The 12,490-nt window shown below is 61.9% G+C and carries 21 protein-coding genes; all 21 read right to left on the bottom strand.

The annotated features are described in order from the left end of the window. Window position 1 precedes the first annotated feature (1 nt). The 21 genes from FNJ47_RS51010 to FNJ47_RS02870 all read right to left on the bottom strand — a co-directional run bounded on the left by FNJ47_RS51010 (window position 2) and on the right by FNJ47_RS02870 (window position 12,446). Complete coding sequence (locus FNJ47_RS51010) at window positions 2-805, bottom strand: hypothetical protein (RefSeq protein WP_235999383.1); 804 nt, start codon at window positions 803-805, stop codon at window positions 2-4. Window positions 806-812: 7 nt separating this feature from the next. Next, a complete protein-coding gene (locus FNJ47_RS02965; protein WP_347341603.1) occupies window positions 813-1,202 on the bottom strand; it encodes a hypothetical protein in 390 nt (129 codons plus the stop codon). Between the two features lie 33 nt (window positions 1,203-1,235). Continuing rightward, window positions 1,236-1,898: a phage adaptor protein gene (locus FNJ47_RS02960; protein WP_163150479.1), complete on the bottom strand. Its 663-nt coding sequence runs from the start codon at window positions 1,896-1,898 to the stop codon at window positions 1,236-1,238. Beyond that, window positions 1,898-2,215 (bottom strand): hypothetical protein, encoded by a 318-nt coding sequence (locus FNJ47_RS02955; protein ID WP_163150477.1) that lies wholly within the window; start codon window positions 2,213-2,215, stop codon window positions 1,898-1,900. Before FNJ47_RS02955 ends, FNJ47_RS02960 begins: the two co-directional genes overlap by 1 nt. Before the next feature lie 3 nt (window positions 2,216-2,218). Then, window positions 2,219-2,521, bottom strand: a complete 303-nt coding sequence (locus FNJ47_RS02950) for a hypothetical protein (RefSeq protein ID WP_163150475.1) — start codon at window positions 2,519-2,521, stop codon at window positions 2,219-2,221. 3 nt (window positions 2,522-2,524) lie between these two features. Then, window positions 2,525-2,902, bottom strand: a complete 378-nt coding sequence (locus tag FNJ47_RS02945) for a hypothetical protein (RefSeq protein WP_163150474.1) — start codon at window positions 2,900-2,902, stop codon at window positions 2,525-2,527. 10 nt (window positions 2,903-2,912) lie between these two features. After that, window positions 2,913-3,950, bottom strand: a complete 1,038-nt coding sequence (locus tag FNJ47_RS02940) for a hypothetical protein (RefSeq protein ID WP_163150472.1) — start codon at window positions 3,948-3,950, stop codon at window positions 2,913-2,915. A 36-nt stretch (window positions 3,951-3,986) separates the two neighbouring features. Further along, a complete protein-coding gene (locus tag FNJ47_RS02935) occupies window positions 3,987-4,997 on the bottom strand; it encodes a DUF5309 domain-containing protein (RefSeq protein ID WP_163150470.1) in 1,011 nt (336 codons plus the stop codon). 21 nt (window positions 4,998-5,018) lie between these two features. Continuing rightward, window positions 5,019-6,227 carry a hypothetical protein gene (locus FNJ47_RS02930; protein ID WP_163150468.1) on the bottom strand — a complete coding sequence of 403 codons (1,209 nt, stop codon included), beginning with the start codon at window positions 6,225-6,227 and terminating at the stop codon, window positions 5,019-5,021. A 42-nt stretch (window positions 6,228-6,269) separates the two neighbouring features. Beyond that, a complete protein-coding gene (locus FNJ47_RS02925; RefSeq protein ID WP_163150466.1) occupies window positions 6,270-6,575 on the bottom strand; it encodes a hypothetical protein in 306 nt (101 codons plus the stop codon). Continuing rightward, window positions 6,565-8,277 carry a portal protein gene (locus FNJ47_RS02920; protein WP_235999381.1) on the bottom strand — a complete coding sequence of 571 codons (1,713 nt, stop codon included), beginning with the start codon at window positions 8,275-8,277 and terminating at the stop codon, window positions 6,565-6,567. The genes FNJ47_RS02925 and FNJ47_RS02920 overlap by 11 nt, the downstream gene beginning before the upstream one ends. Beyond that, window positions 8,277-8,603, bottom strand: a complete 327-nt coding sequence (locus FNJ47_RS02915; RefSeq protein WP_163150464.1) for a hypothetical protein — start codon at window positions 8,601-8,603, stop codon at window positions 8,277-8,279. The genes FNJ47_RS02920 and FNJ47_RS02915 overlap by 1 nt, the downstream gene beginning before the upstream one ends. Next, window positions 8,600-9,166, bottom strand: a complete 567-nt coding sequence (locus FNJ47_RS02910) for a portal protein (RefSeq protein ID WP_235999378.1) — start codon at window positions 9,164-9,166, stop codon at window positions 8,600-8,602. Before FNJ47_RS02910 ends, FNJ47_RS02915 begins: the two co-directional genes overlap by 4 nt. An 11-nt stretch (window positions 9,167-9,177) precedes the next feature. Then, window positions 9,178-9,381, bottom strand: a complete 204-nt coding sequence (locus FNJ47_RS02905) for a KTSC domain-containing protein (protein ID WP_163150461.1) — start codon at window positions 9,379-9,381, stop codon at window positions 9,178-9,180. A gap of 6 nt (window positions 9,382-9,387) precedes the next feature. Then, on the bottom strand, window positions 9,388-9,687 hold the full coding sequence (locus FNJ47_RS02900) for a DUF2829 domain-containing protein (protein ID WP_163150459.1): 300 nt from the start codon (window positions 9,685-9,687) through the stop codon (window positions 9,388-9,390). Next, window positions 9,680-10,048, bottom strand: coding sequence for a hypothetical protein (locus FNJ47_RS02895; RefSeq protein ID WP_163150457.1), 369 nt, complete (start codon window positions 10,046-10,048; stop codon window positions 9,680-9,682). The genes FNJ47_RS02900 and FNJ47_RS02895 overlap by 8 nt, the downstream gene beginning before the upstream one ends. Further along, the gene (locus tag FNJ47_RS02890; RefSeq protein WP_163150455.1) at window positions 10,041-10,286 is read right to left on the bottom strand and encodes a hypothetical protein; all 246 of its coding nucleotides are present in this window, start codon (window positions 10,284-10,286) and stop codon (window positions 10,041-10,043) included. The genes FNJ47_RS02895 and FNJ47_RS02890 overlap by 8 nt, the downstream gene beginning before the upstream one ends. 71 nt (window positions 10,287-10,357) lie before the next feature. Further along, window positions 10,358-10,597, bottom strand: coding sequence for a hypothetical protein (locus FNJ47_RS02885; RefSeq protein WP_163150453.1), 240 nt, complete (start codon window positions 10,595-10,597; stop codon window positions 10,358-10,360). A 50-nt stretch (window positions 10,598-10,647) separates the two neighbouring features. Continuing rightward, window positions 10,648-10,896 carry a hypothetical protein gene (locus tag FNJ47_RS02880; protein ID WP_163150451.1) on the bottom strand — a complete coding sequence of 83 codons (249 nt, stop codon included), beginning with the start codon at window positions 10,894-10,896 and terminating at the stop codon, window positions 10,648-10,650. Between the two features lie 18 nt (window positions 10,897-10,914). Further along, complete coding sequence (locus FNJ47_RS02875; protein WP_163150449.1) at window positions 10,915-11,136, bottom strand: hypothetical protein; 222 nt, start codon at window positions 11,134-11,136, stop codon at window positions 10,915-10,917. Further along, a complete protein-coding gene (locus tag FNJ47_RS02870; RefSeq protein WP_163150447.1) occupies window positions 11,127-12,446 on the bottom strand; it encodes a phage terminase large subunit in 1,320 nt (439 codons plus the stop codon). Before FNJ47_RS02870 ends, FNJ47_RS02875 begins: the two co-directional genes overlap by 10 nt. Window positions 12,447-12,490 lie beyond the last annotated feature (44 nt).

The raw sequence follows: 12,490 nt of genomic DNA, 5'->3' as shown, positions 1-12,490 counted from the left end.
ATCAATCCCCGATGCGGTAAGCTTGAACGTTGGTGACCGTCGTGGCACCGGTCAACGTCGTGATGGCCGCTGGCGCGTACACATAGAATTCAAGGTAGTCGGTTGAACCGTTCATCGCGACAGCCGCGACAATCTGCGACTGATAGCCAGCCGCGCTCGTCGCGCTCATATACGGGCCAACCTTCACGGATGCGCCGTTCTTGTAGATCACGGCTTGGCACGTTTCTCCGCTGGTGCCATTCGTCGTAGCCACGTTGAGCGCCACCAGGTACGTTCCCGCGATCAGCGGCGTATAGCGGTAGTTGGTGACGGCATCGAACCAGCCGTTTGCGTCCTTTACCTTGTTGTTGAACGCGACCTTGTTGTTCGCGCCTGCGGTCAAACCGGTCTGATTGGTGCCGTTCCGATCAGCTACAAAAACGCCACTGTCGGCGCCGATGTTCTGCCTTGCCTGCTTCTGCTGCGCTGTGGTGAAGGAATTCGCCTCTTCGATCGAGATCAAATCTTCCTTGAGCGCGATCACCGCCACCTGCGGCGCCGCCGTGAAGTTCACCTTTGCTGTAGTCCCAAGCGAGTTAAACAGCACCGTCGTTCGCGAGAGAACCCCGGTGGACGTGTTATACGTCCCCTCACCCATCTCCCACTGCGTCAGATCTGAGCTTTCCGCGCGATATTTGTACGCGCGTCCATTGACGACGCCGGCCGCCGCAGGGCTCTGATAGCCCTGCACAGTCGTTGAATAGGTCCAATCCGTCGTTCCGCCAGCGGCCGGAACGAAACGGCAAGCATCGAGCCAAGCAGCCATCTTACACCTATTGCAGCGTCAGAACGCCGTTGGTCTGATCGAGCGCCACCGTGAAGGTGTTGCCATTGGTGAGCGTGATGGCGGTCCCATAGTCCCACCAACCGATGAGGTTGCCGTTCGCGGGCGTCGAGTTGTAGAGAACGGCGTACTCAAACGGGCCGATCGAACCGCCCGCCGCCGTCCACGCTACCGGCGAAAGAACAAGCTTGTAGAGACCGCTCGTCTGGGCGCCGGACACGAAGGCCGCCGCCCCGCCGCCTGCAACATAGCCGTTGCCGGCCGCAATCTCGGTGATGTTCGCCTTCACCGTGTTGGTTGCGACCGGCAACGTGTTGCTCAGCAAGATCTTGAGGGCGTTCGAATTGAGGTTGTGGACGCCGGTCGCGACGTCAGCCACAAACTGGTTGAATTTGTTAAATGCCGCCATGCTTCACCAAATCTTGAGACCAGCGGGCCGCACAGTGAGTGGCCCGGCGTTGAACGCCGAGGTTAGGCCGAGCTGGTTAAGGTCACCGAGCGCCGACGCCAGGCCTGCGCCCCACGTTTGAATGCGCGCGTCTTCCTTGATGTACGGCGCGGCTTCCATGAGGGCGCCATAGAGGTAGATGTCCGGCGCGAGCGTCAGCAGCCAATTCGTATTGTTTGTCGCCAAGGCTGGAATGTTCTGCCGGTAAACCATCTCGACGGTGTAAACGGCGTCCGGCCCCGGCCCGAGCTCGATTTCGTTACCGAAGATCGTGAAGAATTGCGGCTGTGCTGGCGTTCCAGCGATACTCAATTTGTACTCATCCATTTGCTGGTTGGATTTGTACTCGAGGAACGGCTTACCAACGGCCGCGCCTACAGTCAGGCGCATGCGTCGCATTGACTGAAAATCGGCGGGCAGAGCGATAAATTCAGGCTCGGTCTGTGTCGGGTTGGTGACCGCCGTGACGCGCGACTCCATTTGCCGCACAAACAAGCTGCGGTTCATCTTCGCTTCGAAGAGCTGGATGAACGTGGGTATGCGCGCAATCAGGATGGCGTCCTGATCGCGCGCAAGATACTCGGTGACGGCCGATTGTAGTGATGGATTGTCGACGATCAGGGCCACTACCAACCAACCTGCAAAGCTGGCCGATCGGTGCGTAGGTAGATCCACTCCGGATCCTGGAGCTTCTTCTGCACGATCTGGTCAAATTCTTCGGTAAAGAGCCGAAGGTTGATGTTTCCCCGAGCATGCTCTTCGTTGAGCCACTTCACGTAGATCACATTCGGGATGCGCGCGACGTGACGGCCCCAATCGCTGCGCTGCTCATCGCGGCGCGCTTCCTGGTTCCACTGCAAGATGGGCTCGACGTCCTGGATGCTCTCGATGGCCAGATCCTGGCCGTTGCTATCCAGATGAAAGCGGGTGCGGAGCTCGCTCATGCGTCAGGACACCTCACACACTGAGAGGGTGCCCCCGGCAGAAGCCTGGATCACGGTCAGCGTTTCGCCAGGGCTAACGATCACATATTCAATGACGCCGCCCGGAAGATAGGCGCCATTGGCCGCGGTGGCCGCCGTCGGCGACGCCGACTCGGTGATGACGTAGTAGCAGGCGCCGGTGGCGGCCAAGCGCACCTGATAGGTCTCGCTGCCGAACTTGTTCGGCAGCTGGGCTGAAGCCGCGCCGAAGGCGACGTTTTGAACGACGCCTTGGCGGGATGCGGGCTGTTTCGGGAAAAACGACATGCGTCAAATCGCCCGGATCACGGCCAAGAACGCACCCGGAATGTTGGCGCCACCGCCGCCAGACGGCGTGAAGGTGATAAGATCACCCTCACTCACGTAGACGGAAGAGTTGCCGACAAGCGGGATCTCGGTGACGGCACCATTTCGAGAGCCAGCACCGGGGGCAAGCTGCAACGCGCCGGCGGCGATATCCGCGCCACCGTTCACGCCGACAGCCACGGTAATGGTGCCCGTGGTGGTGCCACCGGGCGCCGCGACGACGCGCTGAATGTATCCAGCCACCGGCGCGACCGCGACGGCAGCGACCGGCGAAGCGCCGATCGATGCCGAGGCCGCGTAGGCTGGAACATCATAAAACGGACGATCAACAGGAAGCGGCATTCAGTCCCCCTTACAGATCAGCGCTTGCGACGATGGAGCCCGCGCCGCCGCCACCCTGCAGCAACGTGCCCTGCCCGGCAGTGCCGGCCGAGTTGCCGTTGATGCTGATGGCATTGACGGTGTGGGTGGTGCCCGCGGTGATGGCGGTCGCGGTCGCGGTGCCGGCCTGGTTGGTCTTGAAGGTACCGGCAGTCACGGTAACGGTCGGCGCTTTGAACATCTGCACCGGCGTCGCCATATAGAACACTTGCGTGGCCGCGCCCGTGTTCATGCCCGAACCGACGATGACGCCGGCTGCGGGTTCGGGAGTGACCCACGCATAGCGCTGGCAGATTTCCGTCTCAACTTGGATATCGCGCGCCTCGAAAACCGAGGCCGCCGAACCAAGCTCGAGCTGGACACCCATGATCTGGATGTAATCGGCCGCGCCTGCGGTGCCCACCGGGGTTGCGTTGAGCTGGATGCCGAGTTCGCTGGCGTTGGTCGGGACCACGCCAGTGAACGAATACTGCTTCCAGGTCGCCGCGATCGGCTGAGCGATGTTCGAGCCCGCCGCCGGCGCCACCGACTGGTTCGGGAGCAGCTGACGCGACTGGTAGCCAGCCCAGGTACCGGCAATCATGCTCGCCGACCCCTCGTTTACGCCGGTGCCCGTGTTGAGCTGGACGTTGAGGTTGCCGTTGACGGGCGACCAATTCGCGCCGGCAAGAGCCCAGAACGACAGCGTTACCTGCTTGCCCTGCAGGCGGTAGACGTCCGCCGATTCGAGCACCTGACCGAGCGAGATGACGGCCGTGTTGGTATTGGCCGCAGCTCGACCGAACTGGAGCGCCTGCGCGAAGCCCAGCACAGCGCTCACGGCCGCCCGCGAAACGCTGATGGACGAGGCCGCGCCACCGACCGCAAACCAGCGATCGGCGGTATAGGTCAGAGTGTTCGCGATGCCGGTGAACGCCGTACCGCGCTGCCACGGATTGACGGTGAAATCTCCACCGTCAATCAGGTTGCGGAAGTTGGCCGGAAAGCCATAGCCATAGTAGTTCGTCATAGGTGTGTTCCCCTCTCGATGTCGTATGGCTGGCTATTAGGCTGCGGTGAGATCGAACACGCCGCCGGAAGCCTTCTCGTTGCGGGCCTCCAGCGCATATTCGGCGAGGATCTGACGACGATCCGAATCGCCGGTTTTCGCCAGCGGGATCGAAATCATGTTTCGGCCATTCAGGTAGGCTACGGCCCACTTGCCGGTTTCCAGCACCAACGTGTCACGGCCAACGTTGTTGTTGGCGTCCTTCCGCAGGAAGCGGTTGGCGACCACCTTGAGCTTGCCGAAGTCCGACTCGTAGGCGTCAACCGACGCCTGAATGGTCTTGTTCTTGCTCTCCTGCACGGTCGTGGCGCGGCCGGTGAAGGTCGAAAACACCTGCTTGTTGAACGAGCCGGTCATGATGATGTTCGGCTTGCCACCGTTGGTCCAGATCGAGGCCAGAACGCCCTTGAGCTGGTTTTCGCGGAACGCGACCTGCGTACCGTCGGTGCGCGTGCCGGTGCCGTCAGCCGCCGTGGGATCGGCGCCGCCAGCGGCCGAGTTCTTCCAGGTGTTGGTCATGATCCACGACAGCACCGAGGCCGTGTAGCGCGGAGCATTCGGCGAGCCGGGCGTGGGGATCGCGCCGACATAGTTGCCGGTGGACTTCGCCTGGTTGCCGAGCAGGATGTACTCAAGGTCACGCTTGAGCTCGAGGCCGCGCAGCATTTCCTGATACGCAAGCTCGTTGTCACGGCCAGCGTGGTCAACCGCCTGCTGGGTACCCGAGACGCGCGCCACCTTGTACGAAATCTGGGCGACGTTCGACAGGCGCACGGTCGGCGGCGCGTTGTTGGTCTCCGGATCGTCGCCCTCGAGCTGCGCGTTGTTGTTGTCGGGCTGAGACAGAGCCTGCGTCTGCCATTCATGGTTGACTGCGGACGCCTTCGTTTTGTCGATCGCGCTCATGAACGGCGTATCGGTCGGATCGATACGATAGATCATATCCGACAGGTCTTCGCGGTTGCCGACGGCAGTGCCCGTTCCGAAAGTGTTGGTAGGAGTGGACATAACGGTCCCTTTGGCTTGCGATTACCGGCGATTCGAGGAGCGACGGGCCTGGAGCAGGCTCACCGCGTCCATGATGTCGCCGGAATTGTTGAGACGAGTGTTGAGGGCTTGGACGCGCTCGGAGTTGGCGTTGCCGGTCGGCTGCTTCACTCCGGGGCGCTGAACAGGCGGCACGGCCTTGGTGACGGCGGCCGTTCGCGCTGCCTGCAAGTCGCTATAGCGGATCGCGTCGAAGAGAAGTCGTTGCACGCGGTGGTCAAAAAGCGAGAGCTTTTCGCCGCCGTCGTACTTGCCGAGCTCTTCCGGCGTGAAACCAATCTTTTGCAGAAGCGAGACGGCCTTTTCCATGAGCTTCGGCGCCTTGGCCTTATCCGCCAGATCGGGGATATGCTCGGCTGCCTTTGCGTCTTCCGTCTGCCGGAAGGTTTTCCACGCATTGGCAGTCTCGTCAGCCTTGCGCTTGTCGGCATCGTCGACAGCGTTCTTGACGGCAGCAATCTGCGACTGATGGGCCTGCCACTGGATGTACCGCAGCGGGTCCGTCTGTGCGAGCTTGGTGACGTCTTCAACGCTCTTGATGTCGGCAAAATCGCGCTGCTGTTCCCTTGCGAGAATGTCCAGCGCGGCGCGGGCGTTCTGCTCATAGGTAGTACGCGCCTGTTCCGCCGCCTGCTCTTTGGCCGTGAGGCCCTTGAGCTTTTCAGCGGCGTCGTTCTGGCCTTTCCGAACGGCCTTGTCGCGGGCGTCCTCGCGGGCTGCAATCTTCTCTTGCAGGGAGCGCGGGAGACCATCCCATTCGGCTTGCTCGTCTTTGGCCCAAGACTTCGGACGCTCGATGGGCGGCGGCTGATTGGCGGCCGGGTCGACGTCCTGATCTTCGCCGAGAGCCGGGTTCTCACCCGGGGCGGCGTTGCCCTCATCGGACAATGCATTGTCATCCGCGGCGCCGGCATCGGCGTGCTCTGCGGACGAATTATCGTTGGTGCCGGTGTCAGATGCGGCAGCCTGCTCGCGCTTGGGGCGCGACGACAGGAAGCGCATCGCCCCATCGACCGAATCGAAGCTTTCCGGCATCGCGGTGGCCGAATCGCCACCGGCAGCAGGCGCAGAGCCGCCAGCGGGCGCACCGCCGGAAGCGCCCTCATCCATGTGAATGCGCGGCGCGCCAAAGGGCCGCTGCATCATGGAGATGTGGCTCACGCTTGCGTTAAGGCGGGTTGCGTCGGTCATGGTTCGGACTGTCCTGTGTTCGGCTTGTGAAAAAGTTTCGGGCTACCTGACTTCGTGCCAGGCCTTTTTGCGCTCGCCGACTTGAGCCAGGGCGCGGAGGTCCGCTTCCGCAAGCTTGCCGTCGGCGACGACCCGGGAAAGGTGCTCTTTGACCTTCCCAATGACGTTGATGGCGAGGAAGAGCTTTTCCCGGCCTGACACGTTCTCGATGGTGGTGGAGCGCCAGGCCGCGACGTAAGCGTCTTCCAGCGTCTTGAACGCCTCGGAAATCAATTCGTCATTGAGGACTGCTGCGGCCTTGGCTGCGCGCGCGGCGTCGCGCAGGGCCTTATGTTCGTCAATCTGCATTGGCTGCACTGCTCTCCATTTGAGCCTGCCTCGCCTCATGGTCGGCATGCTTTTGCGCCATCGACGTATCGTGGGCGTGCGCGTGGGCGATGATGCCCAGCACGTCATGCGCCACGCCGATTTGATGGCGTTCGTGGTCATGTTGGTGGGTACGATCGGCCGCCCGCGCGTTTATCGCCGCATCTAGCAGCTTGAGCTTCGCGTCAATTTCGGCCTTCATCTGCGCCAACTGGGCCTCGAGCTGCGTTTCCTGCTGCGAGAGCTGGGAACGCTGCTGCTGCTCCTGCATTGTCGCCTGGGACTGCGCCTGAATGGCCTGCGTCTTGGGGTCCGGCTGCGGTGGCGGTGGCGGGTTGAGGAGCTGCCCGGTCTGCGGGTCTTTCGCTGCAGGATCCTTGAAGAACCGATTCGCGTTCTTGTGGCCCATGATCTTGGTGAGCTCGCAGGCCGTATTGTAGAGCTCGGTATCGCCAACAATATTGACCTTGCCAGCCGCAACCATCTCCTTTTGGACGTTGGCGATTGCCATGGTCTGCGCGAACTGCTGCGCCTTGCCGCCGGTCCCGAGCCCGACGTTGATGGTCATGTGGTCGCGCTCTTTCCACTCGCGCGGGTCGACAGCGACCCACTGCCGGCGCAGCTTCACCGTCTCGGATTGCTGGCCGTGCTTGCGAATGGTGGCGTGCACGAGCGAAAACATGTCCCGGACACCCTCGGCGATGATGCGCGCCATCAGCTTGATGCGCATCTGCGATGCCGAGAATACCTGCGCCGTCGCCGTCGCCGACTGATTTTGCAGCGCGTTGGCGTCTATGCCCTGCGCCTGCTTCGTCAGGCCTGTCCGGGTCTCAAGCTCGGCGTCCAGATATTGCATCGCCGGGAAGATTGACCCCGTGATGTCAGGGACCACCTGCCAATTGATGCCGCCAGGCTGTTTGACGCGCACCACACCGCCCGAGCGCGACACCAACAGGTCATCCAGCGTGTTCGGGCCGGCGTGCTGCTCTGACACCTCAACACGCGGGTTGTTGTGCAGATAGAGGTTGTCCAGCGCGCCGCGCTTCATGGCGGTCTTTTCACGCTGGACCGGCATCACCACATCGGCCACCGATCGGCCGATAAAGCGGTGGGTCATCGGAATAGGCGACGTGGCGGCAAACGGCATCGCGTCGAATCGCTCGATGGACGGCTTACCGTCCTTTCTGAGGATCTCGCCCTGATCGCCGCCAGTCACGACCTGATAGAGGCCGGGGCGCCCGTTCCCCTCATAGTCCAGCCGAACATAATGCTCGGTGATCTTGATGAGGCGCGCTGCGCTGTTGGTATCGTTGGTCTGGAACATGTGTTCCTGGACCGTGTCGCGCTCGAGCGTCTCGATATCGGTCTGACCGGTGTAAGACGAAAGGCCTTTGACCTGCTCGGCGTCGAAGCCCTCGCCGATGAGCTCGGCCTCAGTCTTCGTCACAACGTCATGGAAGCAGTAATTGCTCTCCTGGATGGTGCGCGCGCCCCGCTCAATGCCGAATTCTTCCGGCGGAACGCCCATCACCTTGACGCGGGCAAGCTTGCGCGTAGAGCGCACTGTGACGTCATGAAACGTCGGCGCCGGGGGGAGAATTTGCCCCTGCAATGGGGCTGCCATCGGCGGGATCGGAACCCCGGACGCGGCAGGAACGGGCAATTGTGCTGGATTGGCAGCCATCAGACAGCCTCGTTAAGGATTTCCCGGAACCGGCGGCGCTCCGGGTTTTCGCCGATGAGCTCGGGCCGATCGTCAACCCACACATGCACATCCTGCTTGAGGTCATGCATGAAGTCCGCCTTGAGGCGGCCGGCCGTGTAGAACACTTCGCCGGGGAAGTCGGTGACAACCATATCCGGGCGCCGGAAGGTCACACAGAACACGCGCGCGCCAGCTTGGCGCAACACCTCAATGACCTTGCCCCACGTCTCCGGACACGTTGAAAACGTATCGTCATAGTCGATGGCAACGCAGAATGGGCGAACAGCGCCCCTGATTTCGCTCAAGATGTGGCCTCGCTCTTGATCGGGTTGCCGCTGCCGTCATGTGCGGTGTGCTCGACTATCTCGAGCTGGCCATCCGACTCGGCGACGGTTTGCGCGAGCAGCGCGAATTGATCCTCGGACAGGTCGTAAAACGTATCCTGCTGCTCTTCCTCGCGCTCGTCCCACCAAACCTTGACGATGCCGACTTTTGAGAGGAGCGCGTCCTTCAAGAGCGAATACAGCACCATGAAGCCAGAATTCTGCTGCATGAAGACGTGATTGACGTAATCAGTCTCCTGTGCGGCGGCGTCTTCGTCGTCGGGCCCAACTGGCTCGAAAACCACCACCTCATCAGAGCCGGCGAAAATATCCATGAGCTGCGGCAGCAGCCCCTCAATCGTGTCGGAAACGTCGGTTGACACCGCCTGCGACCGCCCATCTTCCGGCGGCATGTCCTCGTCCATGTTGCCGAGGTAGTAATCCATGGCGCGGGCGCGCTCTTCAGCGAGCTGCGCCGCGCTCATGGCAGCCAGCGCGTCGGCTCGCTGGGAGCCGACGAGCGACTGAACCGTCAAGGTGTCCATTTTCGCCATTGTCAGGCTTTGGTGGCCTTGAAGCGGTTGCGGATGTGTTGCGAGAAGTGCGTACCGACGCTCTTTGCACCCATAAGTGCGGAGTGCTGATCGGCGGATACGCCTTCATAGGTGTAGGTCGCGCCGCTGTTGAAACGGACGGTCAACACCTTGCGGTCGGGATCATGCCCGACCGCTTCGATGGTGGAGGATTTGACGGGCTTCATGGCTGGCTAGACCACTTCCCAATCGGTCGCGAGCAAGTCGGCCTGCGAGCACAACCAACCGGGCTGCCACTGCTTCGCCGCGGTGTACATCGCGATATAGGGCTGACAGTCGAGCGGCTGATCTTCGCCGATCCACTTCGCGGTGCGATCGTTGACCTTTCGCTCGGTGCCCTGCGTATTGTAGGGCGGCAGTTGGAGCGCCGGCATGAGCACGATGAACATGCCCTTGCCATTCCACCCGGCCCGGCGCACCGCCCGCCCCTCCTGCATCTCCTTGACGGCGCGGCCGATGCCAAAGCTATGCATTGGCGTCCTCGGTGCTCTCTGCACCGGACGCGCCAGCGCCCTGAGTTGCGGTATCGGTCGCGACGGCAGCGGCCTTGGCCTCCGCGGCTTCCGTCTTCGCTGCCTGCCCCTGCTGATAGGGCATCCATTCGGCGTAGCTGGCGCCCTCGGGCGCAGTTTCGCCCGCCTGGATCAGCGTTATCGAAGTGCGGCCGTGCGGCGCGCCGTTCGAATCGAGAACGCCGAGATTGACCAGACGATCGTTCCAGACGTAAGCGATTTGCGCCGCAAGCGGCTGGTCACAGCGAGTGATCGGGTCAAACTCGCTGGGACGAAACCAGACGACGCGACCCACGGTCGGTGGGATGATGACGTTAGCCATTCGCGGGCACCTCATTCTTTGAGGCCTGCACGGCTTCCTCGCGCAGATACTCTTCGTGCACCACGAAGGTCGAATGCGCCGGGTGAGACAGATAGAAGGTGTGCTCCCCGGACGGGTTCGGCGATCCTTCGTAACGGCCATGAACGACGGTCGGGCCGGACGTGGCGCCATTGCCGTAGACCTGATGAACGATGGCCTTGTAGCGGCCGTTCACGCTGACTGTGACGTGTGTCGTCATATTCACTTCCAATATTAGAGAGAATGCCGGGAGCCGCCCGGCGCGGTTGGATCGATCGTTTGGATCGATACCTACTTGAGGAGGGCGCTGATGCGGGACGAGCCACTATTCAGGAAGGAGGCGGGCAGCGAATCGGAGAGGCTCCTCAACGCCGCCAGTCTTGCGCTGTGATCGGCGATGCGGCTCTCAATCAGCTCGGCGACGGTCCATTCGCGGGAGGCGCCGCAGGCGCGGTTCTCCAAGCTCTTCTGTTCGGTCTCAGACGGCGAGTATTTCGTAAAGCCAACAGACTGCTGCGATGCGTGTACCATTGAATATTCCTCTTAGATTGAAGGGTGCTGGCGTCCGGCCAGCGCGGTTGTTAAATCAGCTCGGTATCGAGATGGACCGGCGCATGCGTGCGGCCGACGACACAAAGTCGAATCAGTCGCCCGAACAGAATTTCGAAGCGCTCGCGCCATGTCGGGCGCCAGTACGAATAGAACGCGGGCAAACCGCCCTCATCCTGCACAAGCACCGGAAGGCCACCGCATGGACCATTCGCCTCGGCGTCCCAGTTTGGCGGGGCACCGAGAACCGCATTCGTGTGTTCCGTTTGGATTGGCTTCATATTGCTGCTCTCCCGCTATCAAGCCGCTAGCGCGTCGCTATCGGGCTCAATGATGTGAATGACCGGCGTCTTGAGCTTCACCGGGCGCTCATCGAGCGCGATCAGGATGCCCATTTTCTTGGAAATCAGCACCTTGGCGCGGTCTATATCGGCCGGCACCTGCCAGAGCGCCTCTTTGATTTCCCGTTTCGTCTTCTCGAACTCGAGCCACATGCGTACTTGCTCTGCGGTCATCGCCATCCCTTACCCACATAGTTGAGCGGCCTGTTGAAATTGGCTGAGGTCGCCGGCGGCTCGTAACAAACGGCCATCAAGCCAAAGCTGTCCGCACCATGGCTGGACCAGTCGTGTTCCGGTCCCAAGCCGACGTTGCGGACTTCGTCTTTTCGTTCGTGGTAGAAGCCGAGCGCGGCGCGGCCGGCCTCGGTGTTGGCTTCATGGAAGCGGTATTTCGGGCCGAGGCGGCGGACAGCCTCGATGCGCTGCGCGGCGGCGCCCTTCCCCTGGTTGGGAATGACGGTCACCTGAAAGTTGGCCTCGCGGAGATGGTCCTCATACCGCTTGCCGGTGACGGCGTTGGAATTCACGCCATCGTGCGGCAGATAGATGTGAGCCTTTTCCCAACCATGCTTGCGCAGCCAGTCGACGTGATAGGCGAGCACCTGCCCGCGGGCTTCGTAGTAGTCGAGAACCCGGATTTCATCGCCGACGAACTGCACAATCCAGATGGTGAAGGCGTCAGCGTTCGCGCCGGCGCCGCCGATGTCGACATAGGCGCGGATCGGGAGTAGCGGCTCAACCGAGAGGTTCGCAACGATGCGCTTCTGCATCGCGGCCTCCGCCAGCATCTTGGCGTAATAGGCGCCTTCAAATGCCTTGGCGTACTCGCCCTCATAGGTGTGCGGATAGCGCTCGGGGTAGAGCCGCAGCTCGGTGAGGCGCTCTTCCTCGGCGCTGGCGTTCCAGAACGGGTTGTCGCGCCAGTTAGCTTGCACCACAACGGCGCCGGACGGCAGCCCAGCCGGATTGCGGAGAAACTCATCAATCGCGTCGCTCTTCCGCGTCGGGTTCCAACTCGCCCAAATCTCGGAGCCGGCCCAGCGGTGAATGGTCGGCCGCAGCAGCGAGAGCGATCGCGCCGAAAGGGTCTGCGCCTCGTCAATCCACGCCCGTTTGAACCGCTCGAGCGACTTGGCCGACTCGGCGGTGTAGTCGTTCATGCCCTTGAAAATGGCGATGCCGTCGCCCGGAAACTCGATCCGGTCTTTCCAGATCTTGAAGCCATCGGCCGCGCCAAGGCCCATCTTGCGGATCTTGTCCTCAATGATGAGCTTGGATGACTGCGAAAGGTCCTTCTGCACCTCGCGGACGCAGACAATGCGCAGCCCCTCGCCGGCGTTCTCGCCCGGGAAGCCAAGCGCCTGGTCAACCGCAAGCTCCGCATAGAAATGGGATTTGCCCGAGCCACGGCCGCCATACGCGCCCTTGTAGCGCGCCGGCTTCAACAGCGGCTCGAATACCTCAGCGGTGGGCAGGCGAAGTGTGGTCAAGCGGTCTCCGTCACGCCATCGAGCGCTACCAGCTCATCACGGGC

Origin of the sequence: Bradyrhizobium uaiense (genome assembly GCF_010811875.1) — a bacterium.
GTDB lineage: Bacteria > Pseudomonadota > Alphaproteobacteria > Rhizobiales > Xanthobacteraceae > Bradyrhizobium > Bradyrhizobium uaiense.
The sequence above is the reverse complement of the archived record's forward strand: the minus strand, read 5'-3'. Positions and strand labels throughout refer to the sequence as shown.